Source organism: Candidatus Binataceae bacterium, assembly GCA_035650475.1.
Taxonomy (GTDB): domain Bacteria; phylum Desulfobacterota; class Binatia; order Binatales; family Binataceae; genus JAKAVN01.
In genome coordinates, this window is record DASRHP010000009.1 from 682,291 (window position 1) to 703,460 (window position 21,170).

General features: G+C 66.3%; 15 protein-coding genes and 1 pseudogene. 13 read left to right on the forward strand and 3 right to left on the reverse strand.

The window, feature by feature from the left end; translation table 11 throughout:
• Positions 1-2 precede the first annotated feature (2 nt).
• Together tatC and VFB33_09460 are read right to left on the reverse strand one after the other, a co-directional pair.
• Positions 3-803 carry a twin-arginine translocase subunit TatC gene (gene tatC, locus VFB33_09455; protein HZO81910.1) on the reverse strand — a complete coding sequence of 267 codons (801 nt, stop codon included), beginning with the start codon at positions 801-803 and terminating at the stop codon, positions 3-5.
• Between the two features lie 15 nt (positions 804-818).
• Entirely contained in the window at positions 819-1,247 is a 429-nt protein-coding gene (locus VFB33_09460; protein HZO81911.1) for a twin-arginine translocase TatA/TatE family subunit, read from the reverse strand.
• Positions 1,248-1,337: 90 nt separating this feature from the next.
• Here VFB33_09460 and VFB33_09465 point away from each other — a divergent pair, with 90 nt between their 5' ends.
• The 13 genes and pseudogenes from VFB33_09465 (at position 1,338) to groL (ending at position 17,470) form a co-directional block, all read left to right on the forward strand.
• Positions 1,338-2,369, forward strand: a complete 1,032-nt coding sequence (locus tag VFB33_09465; GenBank protein ID HZO81912.1) for a histone deacetylase — start codon at positions 1,338-1,340, stop codon at positions 2,367-2,369.
• A 64-nt stretch (positions 2,370-2,433) separates the two neighbouring features.
• The gene (locus VFB33_09470) at positions 2,434-3,963 is read left to right on the forward strand and encodes an FHA domain-containing protein (GenBank protein HZO81913.1); all 1,530 of its coding nucleotides are present in this window, start codon (positions 2,434-2,436) and stop codon (positions 3,961-3,963) included.
• Positions 3,964-4,211: 248 nt separating this feature from the next.
• Positions 4,212-5,489, forward strand: coding sequence for an LLM class flavin-dependent oxidoreductase (locus VFB33_09475; protein ID HZO81914.1), 1,278 nt, complete (start codon positions 4,212-4,214; stop codon positions 5,487-5,489).
• Between the two features lie 99 nt (positions 5,490-5,588).
• The gene (locus VFB33_09480; GenBank protein ID HZO81915.1) at positions 5,589-6,374 is read left to right on the forward strand and encodes an alpha/beta fold hydrolase; all 786 of its coding nucleotides are present in this window, start codon (positions 5,589-5,591) and stop codon (positions 6,372-6,374) included.
• 71 nt (positions 6,375-6,445) lie between these two features.
• Entirely contained in the window at positions 6,446-7,009 is a 564-nt protein-coding gene (locus VFB33_09485; protein ID HZO81916.1) for a peptidylprolyl isomerase, read from the forward strand.
• Between the two features lie 4 nt (positions 7,010-7,013).
• Complete coding sequence (locus VFB33_09490; GenBank protein HZO81917.1) at positions 7,014-7,772, forward strand: PHP domain-containing protein; 759 nt, start codon at positions 7,014-7,016, stop codon at positions 7,770-7,772.
• Positions 7,773-7,891: 119 nt separating this feature from the next.
• Positions 7,892-10,267, forward strand: coding sequence for a phosphoenolpyruvate--protein phosphotransferase (gene ptsP, locus VFB33_09495; protein ID HZO81918.1), 2,376 nt, complete (start codon positions 7,892-7,894; stop codon positions 10,265-10,267).
• 137 nt (positions 10,268-10,404) lie between these two features.
• A complete protein-coding gene (locus VFB33_09500; GenBank protein HZO81919.1) occupies positions 10,405-12,276 on the forward strand; it encodes a radical SAM protein in 1,872 nt (623 codons plus the stop codon).
• A gap of 165 nt (positions 12,277-12,441) precedes the next feature.
• Complete coding sequence (locus VFB33_09505; protein HZO81920.1) at positions 12,442-13,293, forward strand: DUF1499 domain-containing protein; 852 nt, start codon at positions 12,442-12,444, stop codon at positions 13,291-13,293.
• 110 nt (positions 13,294-13,403) lie between these two features.
• Positions 13,404-14,564: an acyl-CoA dehydrogenase family protein gene (locus VFB33_09510; protein HZO81921.1), complete on the forward strand. Its 1,161-nt coding sequence runs from the start codon at positions 13,404-13,406 to the stop codon at positions 14,562-14,564.
• Between the two features lie 65 nt (positions 14,565-14,629).
• Positions 14,630-15,208, forward strand: a pseudogene (locus VFB33_09515) (DUF507 family protein).
• 270 nt (positions 15,209-15,478) lie between these two features.
• Positions 15,479-15,766, forward strand: coding sequence for a co-chaperone GroES (groES, locus tag VFB33_09520; GenBank protein ID HZO81922.1), 288 nt, complete (start codon positions 15,479-15,481; stop codon positions 15,764-15,766).
• An 84-nt stretch (positions 15,767-15,850) separates the two neighbouring features.
• Positions 15,851-17,470: a chaperonin GroEL gene (gene groL / locus VFB33_09525; GenBank protein ID HZO81923.1), complete on the forward strand. Its 1,620-nt coding sequence runs from the start codon at positions 15,851-15,853 to the stop codon at positions 17,468-17,470.
• Positions 17,471-17,584: 114 nt separating this feature from the next.
• Here groL and VFB33_09530 read toward each other — a convergent pair whose 3' ends face one another.
• Positions 17,585-21,166: a UvrD-helicase domain-containing protein gene (locus VFB33_09530; protein HZO81924.1), complete on the reverse strand. Its 3,582-nt coding sequence runs from the start codon at positions 21,164-21,166 to the stop codon at positions 17,585-17,587.
• Between the last annotated feature and the right edge of the window lie 4 nt (positions 21,167-21,170).

Sequence of the window (21,170 nt, forward strand, 5' to 3'; positions counted from 1 at the left end):
AGTTAAGCGCTCGGCGGCGGCGCCGCGACCGGCTCGGGCGCGGCGGGTGCGGCGCGGAACATGTACGAGACGCCAACGCTCATCGCATAGAGCGCCAGCAGCGGAATCGCCAGCAGGAACATTGAGATCATGTCGGGCGGCGTCAGCGCCGCCGAGACCACAAAGATCCCGAGCACTGCGTAGCGGAAGTAGCGCAGCATCAGCCGATGGTCCACCATCCCCAGCCGGGTCAGGAACAGCGCGAAGATCGGCATCTCGAAGGTCAGCCCGAAGGCCAGCATCAGCTTGGCCGAGAACGCGAGATACTCGCTTATCCGGATCGTCGGGGTGACGCCGATGGTGCCGTACTCGCTGATGAAAAAGGCGTAGCCTATCTTGAACACCACCGCCCAGCAGAAGTAGCCGCCGAGCACGAAGAACATGCTGGCGAAGACCACGAACGGCAGCGCCATCCGCTTTTCCGAGTCGTACAGCCCCGGCGCGATGAACTTCCAGACCTCATAGAACACCGCCGGGCTGGCGACGAATACGCCCGCGATCAGCGCCACCTTGATCTTGGTGTAGAACGCCTCGCCGACGCCGGTGCCGATCAGCAGCAGCTTGCCATGGGCGACCTCGCGCAGCGGCAGCGTCAGCCAGGCGAAGAGTTGATCGGCAAAGACGTACGCCAGTGCGCATCCGACCGCGATCGCAAGCGCGGCGCGCACGAGCCGTATGCGTAGCTCGCGCAGATGCTCGAGCAACGGCATCCGGGTCTCGTCGATGCTGCCGGCTGGGCGGGCGGGCGGCTCGTGGCTGGCCACGGGGAACGGCGCGGGCTATGGTTTAGTAGCGGCCGCGTGCGTGGACGGTTCGGCAGACGCCGCATGCGGCTGCGCGGAGACGTTTGCCGCGGGCACGGAGTTGGACGCAATGGCGTCCGGCTCCGGCGAGGTTACGATTGAATCGGACGTCGGCACCTGGGGCGCGGCAGTGTGCGACGAGGCGGGCGCCAGATCGATGGCCGACGCGGGAGAGCCGGCCGGGCTCGGCGGAGCCGGCGGGATCTCGTCGTCAAAGCGCGGCGGCAAGAGGTTAAAGGGCTGTTCATCGCCGATGGCGCTCGACAGCTCGCGCATCACAGTGTTGCTGGCAAGGCGCAGCTCGCGCATCACCCTGCCCGCGGCACGCAGCACCTGCGGCAGATCGTCGGGTGGAATCACGATCAGGGCGATTGCGAGGAGCAGCAGTATTTCGAAAATGCCCAAGGATTCCCGGTCCGCTGAATCGATTCGGATGGCGCGTGCACGATGGGGGCGCCAGTCCAATGATGGTTATCCAAGTTCGGGGTGTCAACGATGCTCAGGACCGCGCTGGTAAGCGACCGCCGCTATCTCAGGCATTTCGCCGGCCGCAGCCATCCCGAGCGCCCGCAGCGCGTCGAGGCGATGATCGAAATGATCGAGCATCTCGGCCGCTCCGCGCTGCTGTCGCTTGCCCCGCGCGAAGCAACTCCTGAGGAGCTCGCACTCTGTCACGACCCCGCCTACATCGCCGCCGTCGAGCGCACCGCGGCGGTCGCGCGCTACGACTTCGACCCCGACACCCATACCTGTCCCGATTCCTACCGCACCGCCGTGCTCGCCGCAGGCGGCGTTTTGACCGCGGTCGAGGCGGTGATGGACGGTGCGGCGGATAACGCCTTCGCGATTGTGCGTCCGCCGGGCCATCACGCGCTCGCCCGGCGCGCGATGGGCTTTTGCCTGTTCAACAACGTCGCGATCGCGGCACGCTGGCTCCTCCAGCGACGCGGTCTTGGGCGCGTGGCCGTGGTCGATTGGGACGTCCATCACGGCAACGGCATCCAGGACATTTTCTACGATTCGCGAGCGGTCCTCTATTTCTCGACCCATCAATTTCCCTTCTATCCGGGCACCGGGTCGCTCGACGAGGTAGGCGTGGGCGAAGGGGCAGGCTTCACGGTCAACGTGCCGATGCCCGCGACGTTTGGCGACGAAGAATACCTGCGCATCTTTGATGCGGTACTCGCGCCGATCCTGCGCCAGTACCGCCCCGAGTTCATCCTGATCTCATCGGGCTTCGATGCGCACCATCGCGATCCGCTGGGCGGGATGCGGGTGACGGAGGCGGGGTTTGCCGCGATGGCGCGACGGGTCAAACGCTTGGCGGCCGAGTGCTGTAAGGGCCGGATGGTCGCGGCGCTGGAGGGCGGCTACGATCTCCAGGCGCTCGCGGATTCGGGACGCATGGTGATCGAGGAGCTGGGCCGTGAAGCCGACGAGCCAGACAAGCCCACAGCCGACGGCGAGCGCGTGATCCCGATAGTCGAACGCTCGCACTATTTCCTGGCGCCGTACTGGAAGTTCTGACCGGCGCTTCCGGTCGCATAGGGTCGCTTGTCGCAATCTCGCGGGAGGGGCAAAACTCACCAGCGTGTCGGGTGGGAATTCCGAGGAGTCAAGTAGCGGGCTGCGCCTGGTCGCGCTGGGCGTGTCCAAACCGCAGGCATTTGCGCTGCGTGCGCGGCGAATCGCGATCGGCACCGCGCCGGAGAACGACCTGCGGCCCGACGATGCCACAGTGTCGCGCCGCCACGCCGTGCTGAAGCGCCGATGGGGCCGATGGCGCGTCGTCGATCTTGGCTCAAGCAACGGAACCTGGATCAACGGACGGCGCACCGATGCGTCGTCGCCGACGCCTGTAAAGCGCGGCGACGAGCTGCGCTTTGGCAACGCGCGCTTCGGGTTTGTCGCGGCAGGCGACGACCCGGCAAAGGTGGGCGTAAGCGCAGGGCGGCGCGCCGCGGCGCCCCCGCGCCGGCCGTCGCGGCGAGCGATCGCTGTCGGCGTAGTGATGCTGTTTGCCACCGGCTTTGGCGTAACCCAGTACCTTGTGAACTTCGACCGCCTCGAGCAGGCGGCTGGGGTGGGCGCGCCGGGCTCGCCCGTCGCGCCCGCCGCACCTACCAGTGCGCGCGCGACTCCGGCGGTGGCCGCCGCCGGCCCCGCGCTGGGCCCAGCGGCTGGCGACGGACGAGCCACGGGGGCGGCACACGGCCGCGCAACGCCTGCGCCGACCAGCGGCGCGCACAGCGCGCCCGCAGCCGCCGCGGACGGCGTCGAAGGTGCGGGCCTCGCATGGCTTGCGCGCATCAACCAGTACCGCGCGATGGTGAAGCTCGGCCCGGTCCGCGACGATCCCGCGCTCAGCGAGGGCGAACGCAACCATACGCGCTACCTGGTCGAGAATTACGGCGCGCTTATCCGAAAGGGTGTCGGCATGGGCGCCGCGATGCATAGCGAGGATGCCTTCAAGCCTGGCTATACGCCTGTGGGGATGCGTGCCGCGCAGGACAGCGATATCGACGAATGGGCGGGACCGCAGCCGCCGCCCTCGACGTACTGGGCGATCGACGATTGGATGACCGGTGCATTTCACCGCCTGAACATCCTCAACCCCAGGCTGCGCCAAGTGGCCTACGGCCAGTCATGCGAAGGCGGTACGTGTGCGGCCGCGCTCAATGTCATCAGCGGCGCGGAGATGCCGACCCTTGCAGGCCTGCCGCTGGCGACGCCGATCATGTTTCCGCCGCCCCACTCGACGGTCGGTCTCGGCCCGTTATGGGGCGAATGGCCCGACCCGAAGGGTCCGTGCAGCGGCTACCGAGCGCCCGTCGGGTTGCCGATAACCCTTTCCCTGGGACTGATGGTCGATGCGCATCTGACCGAGTACAAACTCACCCGCGCGGGCGAGGCCCCAATCGACCTCGAAGCGTGCGGCTTCGATGCAGCTAGCTACGCGAATTCCGATCCATCGGCTCAGGAGCGCGGGCGCGGTGTGCTGCACGATTTCGGCGCCGTCGCCGTCATTCCGCGCGTGCCGCTAGAGAAGCGCTCCAGCTACACGGTTTCTATGACAGTCAACGGACGCAATTACACCTGGACGTTCTCAACCGCGCCCTAACGACGCCGTTCAAGACGGCTGACGGCACGCCGCGTTGATAAAACCGTCGGCAGACGACGCGCTCGTGTCCGCAAGGGGCGGACAGGGCTTCAGCCGGCTTGCCTTGCCAACCCCAAGCGACTAAAGGAAGGCGACGCCGGCGCGGTTGCGTCCGGCGCATAGACCAACTAGAAGTCAGGATGCAGGCTAACGGCGGAGAGCCACGGGGAGACTTCGGCGTTCCCGCCGCCCAAGGAGGCCAACATTAGATGAAGATCTCGATGTTCCACCTGATGCCGTATCGCGATCTGCCGGCGGATTTCGAGAAGCGCTATCACTCGGTCTGGGTTGACCCTCCGTACTCCGAGCTCGCCGACACCGAGAAGATCGCGCGCTACTACAACTGGACTCTCGACGAGCTGATCCACGGCGCGAAGGTCGGGATGGACGGTATCTGCGTCAACGAACACCATCAGAACGCCTACGGCTTCATGCCGTCGCCCAACCTGATGGGCTCGGCGCTGGCTCGCGCGACCAACGGGATGAACGTTGCGGTGGTGCAGATGGGTGCGACGCTGCCGACCACGATTCCGCCGATTCGAGTGGCCGAGGAGTACGGCATGCTCGACTGTATCAGCGGTGGCAGACTGGTCGCCGGGATGCCGCTGGGCACCCCGATGGACGCCAACCTCTGCTACGGCATCACCCCGGTCGAGCATCGCGAGCGCTACTATGAGGCTCACGACCTGATCATGAAGGCGTGGCAGTCCAAGGAGATCTTCGCCTGGAACGGCAAGTATTTCAAATTGCCGATGGTCAACCTGTGGCCGCGTCCGCTCCAGAAACCGTATCCGCCGGTGTGGATCCCGGGCAGCGGGAGCCTCAGCACCTGGGACTTCACTGCCAAGCACAACCACTGCTACTGCTTCCTGAGCTACTTCGGCAACAAGCTCGGCAAGAAGGTGATGGATGGCTTTTGGGAGTTCGTCGGCAAGACCGGGCTCGACGCCAATCCATACCGTGCCGGTTTCCTTCAGTTGGTCGTGGTTTCCGAGACCGATGCCAAGGCGGAGCAGGAGTATTACCAGCACATCCGTTATTTCTACGACAAATGCTTGCACATCCTGTGGGAGTATCAGCTCATCCCGGGCAACCAGGACTACCGCAGCCTCGCCAACAGCGTCAGGAACCTCAATCCGCTGCAGCTAGAGTTGATGGCGCAGGTGCCGAACTGGAAATACAAAGACTTCCTCGACAACGGCTTCGTGATCGGGGGCAGCCCCAAGACGGTTGCTGACCAGTTGCGCGAGGCGGTCAAGAAGCTGCGCGTGGGCAACCTGATGGTGCTGCTCCACATCGGCTCGATGCCGCATGAGCTGACCCTGAAAAACATCGAGATGTTCGCGCGCGAGGTCAAGCCGCACCTGAGCGATATGTGGGATGACCAGTGGGAGAACCACTGGTGGCCGGAGCGGCTGAAGGAAAAGGAACCGGCGGGCGCGCGCCGCGGCGTCGCGCAGCCGGTGATGGAACGGGCGGCCAAGTAGCCCCGCGCCACGGTCACAGTTCGCATCCCAAGCCCGGCGTCGGCCGCAAGGTCGGCGCCGGACTTTAAATTGCACCCAAGAGAGGGCAGACGCACGAAAATGGCTGCAGTTCAGGAACGTACCGTCAACGTCTGGGACGACAAGATAAAAGTGCGGGTCAAGGTTGCCGGCTCCGGCCCCGCGCTCGTCTTCTTCCATAGCGGCTACGGCCTGCAATGGGGCGAGTTTCTCGACGCGCTGGCGCGCGAGTTCACGGTCTACGCCCCCGAGCATCCGGGAACCAGCGAGGGCGACCCCGAAGCGCATCGCGCGCTCGAGGAGCTCTGGGACCTCGTGCTCTGCTACGACGAGCTGTTCGATAAGCTCGGACTGTCCGCGCCGGCCGTGGTCGGCCATTCCTTCGGCGGAATGATCGCGGGCGAGCTCGCGGCCAATTTCCCGAAGCGGCCAGGCAAGCTGGTTCTGATCGATTCCCTGGGGCTGTGGCGCGACGACACGCCGGTGCGCAACTACATGGTCACCCCGGCGGCCGAGTTGCTCCCGTTGTACTTCGCCAATCCGAGCCACCCGGCGGTCGCGAGTCTCGTGCCTGACCCCACCGACGCCGACGCGTTGATTCGGGTCACGTGGGCACTCGGATGTACGGGCAAATTCTGCTGGCCGTTGCCCGACAAGGGCCTCAAAAAGCGCATCCATCGGATCGCTGCGCCGACGCTCATTGTGTGGGGCAAGCAGGACGGGCTGACTCCGCCAGTTTACGCGCAGGAGTTCGCCAAGCTCATCAAGGGCGCGAAGGTTGAACTGGTCGATAACGCGGCGCATATGCTGCCGGTCGAGCAGCCGCAGACGGCGGCGAAACTGATCGCTGATTTCGTCAAGCGCTGAGGCTGGGCGCGCTCGCCGAAGCGCGGCGCGCTCGTCAAGCGACTTGCAGCAACGGTGAGGCGAGGGGCGGGATGGCAGGACGGCTGATTAAATCAACGGGCCTCGTGCTCGCGGCGGTGCTTGTGGCCGGCGCGACATGCCTGGCTGCAAAACTGGACGGAGTACCCGTGCGCAACACTGGCCACTACGCGATCCTCGATACCGACCGCGGAAACATCGTGATCGAGCTCTATCCCGCCGTCGCGCCCAAGACGGTGGAGAATTTCGAAACGCTGATCAGGAAGGGCTTTTACAACGGCTTGACCTTCCATCGGGTGGTCCCCGACTTCGTCGTCCAGGGCGGCGATCCCAAGGGCAACGGCAGCGGCGGTCCGGGCTACGACCTGCCGGCCGAAATCAGCCCGGTCGAGAAGCATCTACGCGGCACGGTCGCGACGGCGCGGCTGGGCGACGAGGTCAATCCGCAGCGCAAATCGAGCGGCAGCCAGTTCTACATCTGCCTTGAGCCGCAGCCGTTCCTCGACGGCCAGTACACCATCTTCGGCGGCGTGGTCGAGGGGATGGACGTGGTGGACAAGATCCAGAAGGGCGACCACATCAAGAAAGCCACGCTCGCCGCGGAGCCGCCAAAATAGGTTCATGAGCGCGGGCGCAAGCGGGCACCCCGGCGGGCCCTACTTCACCGTCGATATCCATCTCCATACCAACCGCGGCAGCGCCGATTCCAACCTTGCGCCGCGCGACCTGATCGAGCGCGCCCGCGCCATCGGGATCGGTGCCGTCTGTATCACAGAGCACGACACGATGTGGGATCTTGCCGAGGTGGGCGAGATGGCGCGGGCGGCGGGCGTGCTATGCCTGCGCGGAATGGAAGTGACGACCGATATGGGGCACATCGGCGTCTTCGGCTTCGACGGCTACCAGGGTGGAATCTACAAGTTGAGCGAGCTGCGCCGGGTGGCCGACGAAAAGGGCGCCATCCTGATTGCCAACCATCCCTTTCGCTACAAGCTCGACGCGCGTTTTTCCTTCATCAACAACGACCATGAGCCGATCGACCCGGCCCATCCCGACCGCGCCGCCAGACTCGGTTTGTTCAAGATGGTTGACGCGATCGAGGCGCTCAACGGCGCCTGCTCGGAAGAGGAAAACCTGTTTGCGCTCGAGGTCGCCGAGCTGCTGGGCCTGGCGGTGGTGGCCGGCAGCGACTCCCACTCCGCAAGCTCGGTCGGATGCGTGACCACGCTGCTGCCGGCGCCGGTCCGCAGCGAGCGCGAGCTTATCGAGGCGATTCGCGCGCGGCGCACCCGCGCCGGCCGCGGGCTGCTCAAGCACGCGGTCGAGCCGTTCGAGTTGCGCGGGCAGCACTCACGGGCGCCGCATCCTCAACCCCGCTAATCCCCGGGCAACGCGCCCCTACCCTCGGATCCAACATCGCCGCGGCGCGCGCCGCCTTCACCCACGGTGGTTGTGGATCAAACGGGCCGTGGGATAAAATTTTTACGCTTCCCATTATCATGGCAGTTAATCGCGACCGTCTCGCGCTCATCGAGCACATCTCCGCCATCGGCGGCGAGCCCGCAGGCAGCTTGCGCGAGACCCTCGACCGGATCGTCGGCACCATCGCTGCCGGCATGGAAGTCGAGGTCTGCTCGCTCTACCTCTTCGACCCGCAGCGCGAGCGGCTGGTGTTGCGCGCGACCGTGGGCCTGGAGCCGGAGTCGGTGGGCAAGGTCTCGATGCGGGTCAACGAGGGATTGGTTGGGCTCGTAGTCGAAAGCGGCCAGCCGGTGACGGTGGCCGACGCGATCAGCCATCCGCGCTACAAGTACTTTCCCGAAACCGGCGAGGAGCGCTACCACGCCTTTCTGGGCGTGCCGGTGCAGGAGGGGCGGCAGAAGCCGATCGGCGTGATGGTGGTGCAGACCCTGCGCAGCCGCAAGTTCGGTCCGGGCGAGGTGCGCCTGCTGCGCACGGCCGCCAACCAGGTCGCGCAGATCCTCAGCCATTTTCGCCTGCGCGAGACGCTTGCGACCAAGGAGAAGGAGCGCGACGAATACCGCCGGCGGATGATCGAGGCCAACCGCCAGCTCAAGGGCTACGAAAAGGTCGGCGGCGAGACCCGCGTGGCGTCCCCGGTCAAAATGCGCCGCCCGCGGCTGGTCGGGCTGGCGGCCGCCCCGGGCTTCGCCCACGGCGTCGCCCACGTGGTCGGCACCTTTCTGAGCACAATCGACCGCAACCTGCGCGCGCGCGACACCCGCGCCGAACTCAAGCGGCTGGAAGAGGCGCTCACCCGCTCGCGCGCCGAGCTCGACGCCGTGCGCCATCGGATGGCGCCGCTGATGCCGGAGGCCGACCTCCAGATCTTTGATGCGCACAAAATGATCCTGGAGGACGACGAGTTCGTCGGTCGCATCCGCGACACCATCGTCGCCGGCTACGCTGCCGAGAGCGCGCTGTTCCGCGTGATCGACGAGCTGTGCGCGCAGATGCTGGCGGTCGCCGATGGCTACCTGCGCGAGCGCGCCACCGACTTCCGCGACGTCGGGCATCGTCTGCTCCGCCATCTGCGCCAGGACGACCGCCACGCGCACTTCCCCAAGTCCACCATCCTGGTCGCCGAGGAGCTGACGCTGTCACAGCTCGCCGTGGTCTCTCACGACAACCTGGCGGGCATCGCGTTGGAGTCGGGCGGCGTGACCTCGCACGCTGCGATCCTCGCGCGCGCCTTCGAAATCCCCACCGTGGTCGGCGTCGAGCACCTGATGGAGTCGGTGGTGGAGGGCGATAACCTGGTCCTCGACGGTAACTCGGGTATCGTGTACGTCAATCCAGCGCCCGAGGTCGAGCGCGAATACCAGGTCCTGCTGCGGCGCTACGACGCCTTCAGGCGCGAGCTGCTGTCGGACGACGGCAAGCCCGCCGCCACCCACGATGGCAACCGGGTCGAGCTCCTGGCCAACATCGCGCTCTACCACGACATCCCGCTTGCGCTGAAATACGGCGCCGAGGGGATCGGGCTGCTGCGCTCGGAATTTTCGTTTCTGACCTACGAGGATTTCCCCGACGAGAACCAGCAGATTGCGCTGTACACGCGGATGCTGGAGGCGGTCGGGCGCCGCCCGGTGACCATCCGCACCCTGGACATCGGTGCCGACAAGTATCCGCCCTATTTGCGGGTGCCGCGCGAGGACAACCCGTTTCTGGGCTGGCGCTCGATCCGGATTTCGCTTGAGATGGCGGGGCTGTTCAAGGTCCAGCTGCGGGCGATCCTGCGAGCGGCCGCGCGCCACGACCTCAAGCTGCTCTTCCCGATGATCTCGAGCCTCGAGGAGCTGCGCCGCGCGCGCGAGCTACTCGCCGAAGCGCAGGCCGAGCTTTATCGCGAGGGACTCGAACATAATCCCAACATCAAGGTCGGGATCATGGTCGAGGTTCCGTCGGCGGTGTGGCTGGGGCCGCGGCTGGTGCGCGAGGTGGACTTCTTTTCCATCGGAACCAACGACCTCATCCAGTACCTGCTCGCCGCCGACCGCAACAATCCCAAGGTCGCCCACCTGTACGAGCCGCTCCATCCGGCGGTGCTCTCGGCGATCTCCGAGGTCGTCAACGTGGCGCGCGCGGCGGGCAAGGAGGTCTGCATCTGCGGCGAGATGGCTTCCGACCCGCTGGCGACGCTGCTGCTGGTCGGGATGGGGTTGGATCAGCTAAGCTTGAGTCCGTTGTTCATCCCGGTCATTCGCAAGATCGTGCGACAGACCGACTATCGTACCGCCCGGCTCATCGCCCACGACACCCTTGAGATGGCCAGCGTGCAGGAGATAAAGGGCTACCTCATCGAGCGCTACCGAGATTTGGGATTGATCAAGCTGGTTGAAATGTTCCGTTAAAGGGCGCGGTTGTGGAGAGGCGGCGCGGTTAATGTTGACTTTACCGGTCGGGATTAGTTTACTCTGACCGTTCGGTTAGAGCTTTTGACCCGACTGCCTCGGACCAGACTTCGGGTGCGGGAAGAGGATTTTTGACGATGGTGCTATTGGTCTGCCTGGCGTGCGTCGTCCTGGTCGGCGCCATTAGCGGCTACCTCGTGATTGGACGCAACCGTTACGGGGACAAGGGGGCTGGCCGCCCGCTGGAAATTGGCGCTTCGCAAAGCGCCCTTCAGCAAGGTGCGATGCGGCCCGAGCCGTGCCGCACTGTCCGTGTCTATTTCATCAAGCCGTCGCGCTACGACGAGGACGGCTACGTGCAGTTTTTCCGCTACGGTGTGCAGCCCAACAACACTCTCACCGTGCTCGCCGCTCTGAACGAGGCCTTCAACAGGCGCTATTCGGCCGAGCGCAACGTCTATCTCCAGACCATTATCTGGGACGAGATCTGCGACGGCGTGATCTCGCTCGAAGTGATCAAGGCGATCAAAGAGAAGGCGCGCGAGGACGGAGTCGAACTGCTCATCGGCATTGCCGGAGTGCAGTCCAACCAGTACCCGCGCGGGCGCGACCTTGCGCTGCAATTCGTCGCCCAGGGGCTGCCCACGATGATGGGTGGCTTCCATGTCAGCGGCTACCCCGAATCGTGCAAGTTTCTCAACGAATGCGGCGTTGCCACGGTGGTCGGCGAGGCCGAGAACCTGTGGGGCGAAATTATCGAAGACTTCCTGCGCGGCGAGCTCAAGCTCAACTACTCGGTGCGCCAGGGGATCCGGGCCAAGACCGGCCGCGACGATATCCTCGTTCCGATCATCACCGAGGCCCAGCTGCCGGTGATCGACGACCGCTACCTGACACGCTTCTTTAACGAGGCGATGACCACGCTGGACACCTCGCGCGGCTGTCCCTTCACCTGCTCGTATTGCAGCGTGAAGAATGTGATGGGGCGCACGATGCGCTCGCGCGAGCCCGATGCGGTGGTCCAGTGGGTGCGAGACGCCATCCGTTTTCACGGCATTCGGTCTCTCTTCCTGGTGGACGACGACTTCTTCCGCAGCCCGCGATGGGAGGAAATCCTCACCGGCCTGGTCGAGGTCAAAAAGGAGTTTCCCGCGCTCAGCTTCATGATGCAGGTGGACGTTGACGCCTCGTGCTACGCCAACGTCGCGCCGGGTGAAACCGAGGGCGCCAAGCATCGCCGCAGCCGGCGGTTCGTCGAGCTGGCCGCGCGCGCCGGATGTTATCAGGCCTTCGTCGGCATCGAGTCGCTCAACCCTGACAATCTCAATTTCGCCACCAAGTACCAGAACACCGACGACCGCCAGCATCGGCTCAACCTCGATCAGGCCCGGGCGCGCGTGCTCGAGAAGTACCGGCGGGTGGTTGATAACTGGCACCGCGTGGGCGTGGCCGTGCACGCGGGCTACATGCTCGGCTTCCCCTTCGACGGCCCCGACTGCGGGCGGATCGCGGCCCAGACCCTGCGCAAGCTCGGCTTCGACATCGTGTCGTTCTTTATCATGACTCCGCTGCCCGGCACCGAGGATCAGGTGCGCTACGCCAAGGAAGGGCAGATCATCGATTGGGATTTCAACAACCTCGACTCGCAGCACGTCACGCTCAAGCACGAGCGGCTGGACCGCGACTCCTGGATGCGTGCCTATCGCGACGCCTTCACGCGCTTCTATTCGCTGCCGCGCCTGCTCGGCATGATTTTCACCGTGGTCGGCGGCCGCGGCCTAAGCGCCGAGGCGCGCCGCTCCACTTTGGTCCAGTTTCTCTACTACTTTTTCAGCTACCGCCAAGGGCGCCATCCGATGGTCGGCGGAGTATGGCCGATCCGCCGACGCGACGTGCGCCGGGCGGCGGTCACCGATGAAGAGGCGCGCCGCCACTACCTGGGCGGGATGCGCTTCGACGCCATCCTGCGCGGCGACGGCGGTGACTTTGCCGCGGCGGCTACGGCCTGAGGCTGACCGCGCCCGCATCACACTGATTTCTCCGGGCTGCGCGGAACCCTCGCGCGCGCTATAGTTAAGCGCCGCGGCCGGCGGCTGCGTCGGCACGCGGCGTCATTTGCATGCGCCGGCGAACGACGTGGGGCGCCGTGCGCACAAGGGGGAAGTCCTCCCGGGATGGATGCGGAAGTAAACCAGATCCTGGCTCATCCTCAGCGCGCGGTAGAAATCGCTATCCTTGCCATCGTGGCCGCCGTTTTCGCCGCGGTATTCATGCGGCGCGCGCTGCGCATTTTCTGCGGTATCGCGATCTTCGCGCTGTCGTTCGCCGTCATCATCGGCGGCGTCGCGATCCTGATGAACGACGTTTCGCTCTCCGGGCCGCCGGGCCCCCTGATGCGTCTGCACCGGTTTCTCACCGCCGATTGGGCGGCGACCAGCGATCGCGGAGATGGCGCCGCGCCCTGCGAAGACGTAAGCCGATTGCTGGCGCGCGCGCCTGAGGCTGAGCCGCGACGCGAGGCGCGCCGCGTCAGACACGCCGCCGAGCACAGTGCGGCCGAGCCAAGGCCGGGACCGTCGGCGGTTCCGGGTGCCGGTGCCGCGGCCAACGCGGGTGCAAATAACGAATATCCCGAACTGATCCGGCGCTCGTACCCGGGGATCCCGCCCGAGCGCCTGTTCCAGGTCGCGGCCTCCACCGTCGCCGGACTTCCCGGATGGCAGGTAGTCAGGAGCGACCCCAAGACCTTTACGCTCGACGCGGTTTACAGCACGCGTGTGTTCGGCTTCATCGACGACGTGCGGATCGTGGTGACGCCGCGCGACGAGATTGACGTCTGTGCGCGCTCGCGGGTGGGTGAGCCCGGCGACCATTTGCCGCTGGGGTTCTTCCGCGGCGACTTCGGCGCCAACATCGGCCATGTCAAGGAGGTCTACGCCGCGATGGGGCCGGCGACGGACGAGGCCTACCGCCAGGTGGAGCTCGAACGCGCGGCCAAAGCGCATGGCGTCCGTGTTCGCCCCTGACGCGCCGCGGCGCATCGTCTCCTTGTCAGGCAAGCATTTCTTGGCGAAGCGTTGTGGGCGCGGCCAGTTGCGCCGCGCCCGTCACGCAATCACGCCAACCGGGGCAATCGATGGATTTCGAATTTTCAAACGGCCAAAGAGAAATTCGCGACGCGGTCGCAAGCCTGTGCGCCCGCTTCGGCGACGAGTACTGGCGTCAGTGCGATGAGCGCGGCGCCTACCCCGAGGAGTTCGTAAGGGCGCTGGCCGAGGCCGGATGGCTCGCCGCGCTTATCCCGCAGCAATATGGGGGCGCCGGGCTGTCGTTGCTCGAAGGCTCGATAATCCTCGAAGAGATAAACCATTCCGGCGGCAACGCCGCCGCCTGCCATGCCCAGATGTACACGATGGCCGCCCTGCTCAAGCACGGCAGCGAGGAGCACAAGCGCCGCTATCTTCCGCGGATCGCCTCGGGCGAGCTGCGGCTGCAGGCCTTCGGCGTGACTGAGCCCGACGCCGGCTCCGAGACGCCCAGGATCAAGACCTTCGCCCGGCGCTCGGGCGACCGCTACGTTATCAACGGCGGCAAGATCTTCACCTCGCGCTACCAGCACTCCGACATGTTGCTGCTGCTCACGCGCACCACCCCATTTGACGAGGTGAAGAAGAAGACCGACGGGATGAGCCTGTTCCTGGTGGACCTGCGCGAGCACGGCGAGGCGATCCGCGCGGTCCCGATCCCGACCATGATCAACCACGGCACCAACCAGCTCTTCATCGACAACCTCATCGTGCCGCGCGAAGCGCTGGTGGGCGAGGAAGGCAAGGGCTTCTACTATCTGCTGAGCTCGCTTAACGCCGAGCGGATCCTGGTCGCGAGCGAATCGATCGGCGACGGCCGCTGGTTCGTCGAGCATGCCGTGCGCTACGCCAACGAGCGGCGCGTTTTCGATCGCGCGATCGGGATGAACCAGGGCGTGCAATTCCCTATCGCCAGGGCGCATATGGCGGTCGAGGCGGCCTCGCTGATGCGGCTCAAGGCGGCGGCGCTGTTCGACGCCGGCCGGCCATGCGGTGGCGAAGCCAACATGGCAAAGTACCTGGCGACCGAAGCCGCATGGGAAGCCGGCGAGGCGGCGATGAGCACGCTGGGCGGCTACGGCTTCACCAAGGAGTATCACGTCGAGCGCAAGTGGCGGGAGGCGCGGCTTTACCGAACCGCGCCGATTTCCAACAATCTCGTCCTGAGCTACGTTGCCGAGCACCTCCTCGGATTGCCCCGGTCATATTGAGCGCCGGGGCTTGACCCGCAACCTGCGCCTGCCGGAACATCACGATCGAGGACGGCCGATCCACGATGCTGAGCGACGCTCAGATTGACTCCCTGGCGACCCATCTTGTGAACGGGCTGATCGCGCGCGGCGCGATCAAGCCGCGCGCTGACGTGAAGGACCTAGTCGCCTGCGCGGTCGAACTGCTTTCGGAGAACTTCGAGACTGAGGCTAGGATCGACGACGAAGCCGACCGGATGGCTGAGCAGCAGGCGCGGCTCAACCCAGCCGTTGACGTGACCCGCCTGCGCGCAATGATCCGCCAGCGCCTGGCCGCCAAGCAGGGGTTTATCCTCTAGACGCGCGCGTGCGGACACGGAGCTGCGATGAGGCTCAGCGAGGAAAGGGTGCTCTACTTGGCGCGCGAGACGCTGGTGCGCCTGCGCGACGAGAAGCTGGCGGAGATTCCCAACTTCAGCCTCGCGCTGCGCCAAGCTCGCGACCTAATCGCCGAATGGGAGGAGCGCGGCGAGGGCGCGGTGGACGCCGCGGTCAGGCGCAAGATCGCCTCGCTCAGGCGCGGGGTGGTCGAAGGCAGCCCCGAATGGAACATTCTCTATCGCCGCTACCGCGACGAGGAGCTGCGCAAAAAGGGTCCGCGCTAAGTCTCCTCCAGGCCCTTATCTGTTAACCATTTGATTTTAATTAGCTTTTTCGGCTCCGAGCTGCTGCGCCTGCCTTCCTGACGGCCACGCCGCGCGGCTTCGGCCGACCTTCGGCTTTGCTTTACGCTTGGTCCTTGGCTAGAGTGATGCGTTGGCACTCGCGGCCCGCGAGTGCCAATTGACAAGCTACGATCCGTGATTAACTTGGGGCACGGAAAATCTTTTCCGTAAACCCGGAAAACAGCTGAGGTAAGGAGGCGTCTGAGGCCCATGAAAATCAGACCGTTGGGCGATCGGATTCTGGTCAAGCGTATCAAGGAGGAAGAGAAGACCAAGGGCGGGATCATCATCCCGGATACCGCCAAGGAGAAGCCCCAGGAGGGCAAGGTGGTCGCCGTCGGCAAGGGCAAGGTGACCGAGGAGGGCAAACTCATCGCACCCGACGTCAAGGTCGGCGACAAGATCCTCTTCGGCAAGTACTCCGGCAGCGAGGTCAAGCTCGATGGCGAGGAGCACCTCATCCTTCGCGAGGACGATATCCTGGGCGTGCTCGAGTAGCCGCGCGGCCACCGTCGGCCGTGGCGCGCAAATCGCCCGTCGCGAAAATCCGAAACCCATAGCTTTGAGGAGAAACGGACAACCATGCCAGCCAAAGTAGTGCGCTTTTCGCAGGAGGCGCGCGAGAAGATCCTGCGCGGCGTCAACATTCTGGCCGATGCGGTCACGGTGACGCTGGGCCCCAAGGGGCGCAACGTCGTGCTCGAGAAAAGCTTCGGCGCTCCCACTGTGACCAAGGACGGCGTCACGGTCGCCAAGGAGATCGAGCTCGAGGACAAGTTCGAAAACATGGGTGCGCAGATGGTCAAGGAGGTCGCCTCCAAGACCTCTGACGTCGCCGGCGACGGTACCACCACCGCCACCGTGCTCGCCCGCTCGATTTATACTGAGGGCATGAAGATGGTGGCCGCCGGGCACGACCCGATGTCGCTCAAGCGCGGCATCGATCGCGCCGTCGAAGCGGTGGTCGGCGAGCTCAAGAGCCTTTCCAAGCCGACCAAGGACCGCCGCGAAATCGCCCAGGTCGGCACCATCTCCGCCAACAACGACTCCACCATCGGCGACATTATCGCCGAGGCGATGGAGAAGGTCGGCAAGGAAGGCGTGATCACGGTCGAGGAGGCCAAGGGCCTGGAGACCACGCTCGAGGTGGTCGAAGGGATGCAGTTCGACCGCGGCTACCTTTCGCCCTATTTCGTGACCGATCCGGAACGGATGGAGGTGCGGCTCGATGACGCCTACATCCTGATCCACGAGAAGAAGATCTCCTCGATGAAGGATCTGCTGCCGATCCTCGAAGCGATCGCCAAGACCGGCAAGCCCTTCCTGCTGATCGCCGAAGAGGTCGAGGGTGAGGCGCTCGCGACCCTGGTGGTCAATAAGATCCGCGGCACGCTGAGCTGCGTGGCGGTCAAGGCGCCGGGATTCGGCGATCGCCGCAAGGCGATGCTCGAGGACATCGCGATCCTCAGCGGTGGGCGCGTGATCGCCGAGGAACTCGGCATCAAGCTGGAGAGCGTGACGCTCCAGGACCTCGGCCGCGCCAAGCGGATCGTGGTGGACAAGGACAACACGACGATCATCGACGGCGCCGGCAAGAAGGCCGACATCGAGGGCCGCATCAAACAGATCCGCGCGCAGATCGAGGAGACCACCTCGGACTACGACCGCGAGAAGCTCCAGGAGCGGCTGGCCAAGCTGGTCGGCGGCGTGGCCGTCATTCGGGTCGGCGCGGCCACCGAGGTCGAGATGAAGGAGAAGAAGGCGCGCGTCGAAGACGCCCTGCATGCGACCCGCGCCGCGGTCGAGGAAGGCGTGGTACCGGGCGGCGGCGTGGCGCTCATCCGCGCGCTCTCGGCGCTGGAGAGCCTGCGCGCCAGCGACGACGAGAAAATCGGCGTCAACATTATCCGCAAGGCGCTCGAGGATCCCGCGCGCTGGATCGCGACCAATGCCGGATGGGAAGGCTCGGTCGTGGTTGACAAGATCAAGAACAACAAGGGGCCGTTCGGCTTCAACGCGGCCACCGAAGAGTTCGAGGACCTGATGAAGGCCGGGATCATCGACCCCACCAAGGTCGTGCGCAGCGCGTTGCAGAACGCGGCCTCGGTGGCGAGCCTGCTGCTGACCACCGAGTGCATGGTGGCCGAGAAGCCCGAAGAGAAGCCGGCGGCGCCGCCGATGCCTCCGGGCGGGATGATGTAAGCCGCGCGCGCAAGGCGCGAGCAGAGTGAAACGAGAGGGCGGCGCTCCCCGCGGGGACGCCGCCCTCGTCGTTTGTGCGCCGCAGCCAGCCGTGCCGCGGCTCGCCGCGGACTCCTACGCCCGCGCCGCGTGCCGCGCGCGCTCCAGGCGCCAGCAGCGCGCGACGTACCCGCAGCCCAGCGCATGGCAGGCGGCCGGCGCCGCCGGACCCATCGGATAGGCGGCCGGCACGCCGGCCGCTGCCGCCGCGGCCATCCGGCGGCCGAGCGCGAGCAGATGCTCGCGCATCGCCGCCGCGGGCTCGAGCTCCAGCATCCGCCGCTCAGCCCGCTCACGCAGGTAGATTATCTCGGCCTCCACTTTCCGCTCCGGGTACGCCTCCCGTGCGGCCAGCGCGTAGCACTCCATCTGTACGCGATAGTCATGCTCGCCCGCGCGCGCGTATTTGTAGTCGCCGACCACGATTCGCGCGCCGTCGTCGGCGAGCAAGTCGATCCGGCCGCGCACAAACAGCGTGAAGCCGCCATCTTCGAGCCGCAGGAAAAAGGGCGCCTCGCGCCGCGCTCCTGGCGCGCCGGCGCGCTGCACGAATTCGGCGCTCGCTACGTAGCGAGACAGGTCGCGCACCAAAGCGCGCCGCTCGCCCGCTCCTACCCCGCTGCCGGCCGAGTGGAGATCGACGAGGCGTGCAATCTCTGCTTCGCGCTCGCGCGACGTAACCCGCGCCGGGAATTGCTCCAGGACGGCGTGCGCGATCGTGCCAAGCGCACTCGCGTTGCCGCCATCGCCCGTCGCGCCGGCCAGGTCCCCCTCCGGCAGCGCCAGCTCGTGGCGCAGGAAATACTGGCGGGGACAGCGTTCGAAATCCTCCAGCGCGCTCGGGCTGGTCACCAGCTCACGCGCGGCCGGCGCGGCGAATCCCAGGCGCGCGCGCGCCGAGGCGGCGAGCTCTTCGATCGACACCCGAGGCGCCGCCTGCTCAACCCCGGCAACCGGCGCTTTCGCCAGCACGTCCGCCCGCCGCAACGTCACTTTGCCCGCGGGTGTTTCGACCACACGCTCCGCTTCCTGCCCGCCCTCAAAGTCGGCGATCGCCGCCTCGCCGACCACGGCGCGGATCTGCGTTTGCCAGTCGGCGCCCCGGGGCCCTTCGCTCAGGATCAGCCGGTCGCGGGCGCGGGTTATCGCAACGTACAGAATTCGTGCGGCCTCCGCCTGCTCCTGGTCTTTGGACACCTCGCGCCACTGCGCGAGCAACGGGTTGGGGAGCGCCTCGTCGCCTGCGCCCACGGTGTCGCATGCGAGCAGGCCGTATTCCGGCGACATCACCACGTTTTCGCTATTGGATCGCGGCCTGCGGCCGAGGTCGGCGAGGATCACCACCGGGAACTCGAGGCCCTTGGCCTGATGGATCGTCATCAGGCGCACGACGTCCTCGCTTTCGGCGGCGGTCGGCGCCTGCGGTTCGAGCGGCTGCTCGTCGACCAGGCGGCGCAGATGGCGTGCGAAGTCGGCGAAGCCGAAGAAGCGATGGGATTCGAAGTCGCGCGCGAGCTCGGCCAGCTTGCGCGCGTTGGCGGCGCGCCGGCGGCCGTTTTCGAGCCCCAGCATCACGGCCTCGAAGCGCGTCAGTTCGAGCGCGCGCTCGACGATCACGCTGAGCCGCTCCCGCTCGCGCATCGCACGCAATTCGGCGAGCACGTTGCGCGCCCGGCGCGCCGCCTCGACGTCGCGGCGATCGCCGAGCCATGCGAAGTCCTCGTGCGGCTCGTCGAATAGCTTCCAGAACGGACGTCGCGGTCCGTCCGCCGCGCGCTGCTCCTCCAGATGGAGCGCCATCTCGAGCAGGCACTGGTCGGAGATGCCGAACAGCGGCGAGCGCAGCGCGGCGGCAAGCTCGACCGAGCTGCGCGGGTCGTCGATCGCACCGAGCAGCGCGGCGAGGTCGCGCACCTCCTTGCATTCGAAGAAGCCGCGCCCCTTGACCGTGTAGTAGGGAACGCGTGCGCGCGCGAAACCGGCCTCGTATACGGCGACGTCGGTGAACGAGCGCATCAGCACGGCGATATCGGAGAAGCGCACCGGTCTCCATTTTTCGGTCGACCGGTCGAAAACCTCTACCTTCTCCGCCACCATCTGCGCGCAGCGGCGCGCGATCGCGTCGGCTTCGACGCGGCGCCCCTCGCGAGAGCCGGCGCCGTTGCCCCCGCCCGGCTTGACGATAAGCTCGACGGCGGCAGCGCCGAGCGCCGGGCGCACCGCGATCAGACGATGCGCGTCGCGCCATTCGACACGATACGGCGGTTTACCGTCGGCTCTGGGCGCCATCACGCTCGCGCCGACCGCGTTGACGAATTCGACGATCTCCGGCAGCGAGCGGCGGTTCTCGCGCAGCGGCAGCTCGGCGGGCGCAACGAGCGCGCGCGGGCGATTGAAGACCGTCACATCGGCGCCGCGAAAGCGATAGATCGATTGTTTCTCGTCGCCGACGATGAACAGTTCGGGCGCGGGCGCGCCGCCCTCGGTGAGCAGGCGCACGACGGCGTCCTGTACCGGGTCGGTATCCTGGTACTCGTCCACCAGCAGCGCGGCGATCGTGCGCCGGTAGTGCGTGGCGACCTCGGGATGCCTTTCGAGAAGGCGGCGGGCGAGCGTCAGGAGGTCGTCGAAGGTCACGACGCGCTCGCCGCGTTTGCGTGCAACGAGCCTGTCCCCCGCCTCCGCGACAAAGCCCGCGATCTCCTTGATCGCCGTCGCTGCCCGGCACGCGCCGTAAGCCTCGTCTATTTCCTGGATTATCCGGCGAATCTCGCGGACGCCGTCCCTCAGCGTTGTGTTGCGCGCGTCGGGGATGCTGCCGTGGAGTTCGACGAGCACGTCGAGCTGCGGAGGGTCCGAATCGGCGCTCAGCGCTGCGATCTCGGCTCGCAGGCGCGGCCACTCGCCGCGCGCCTGGTCCAGCTTTTTCCGTGCGGTGCCGTCGATTCCCTTGATGCGGAGCAGCTTCTCGACCTGGGCCACCAGCTCGGCGCGCAGCTCGACCAGCCGCAGCGCCCGCGAGCGCAGCTCCTGTGCGGTCGCGGCGGCTCTCTCGATTATCCATGACGGCTGCTTGCCCATCCGCGCTGCGTCGCCCGTCAGACGCAGCAGCAGATCGATCGCGCCCGCGCGATGCTTGGTGCCGTGCAGGCCGCGCGCGCCCGCCAGGCGTATTGCGCCGCGGTCACGGCGGCGCACCGCGTCGGCAAGCAGCTCGCGGCACACCCGTTGCAGAAAAGTGGCGCTCTGGTATTCGTCGAGCACGTCGAAGCCGGGATCGACACCGGCCTCCAGCGGGTGCTCGCGGAGCAGGTGCGCGCAGAAGGCGTGAATCGTGGAGATGCGGGCGAGGCCGAGCGCGCGGCGCGCGCGCGCGAGCATCCGGCGGCGTTCTTCGGCCGGCTCCTGCGCGATTCGCTCGTCGAGCACCTCGGCAATCCGCCCACGCATGTCAGCGGTCGCCTTTTCGGTGAACGTGATCGCCGCTATCTGCTGGGGCACAAGCGGCGCGCGCCCCTCGATATCGCCGGCCACCAGCGCGACAAAGCGCCGGGCGAGCACCTCGGTCTTGCCCGAGCCGGCGCCGGCGCGCACCAGCACGCCGCCCGCGGCGTAGATCGCTGCGCGCTGCTCGCCGGTTAGCTCGACCCGGGCCATCGGA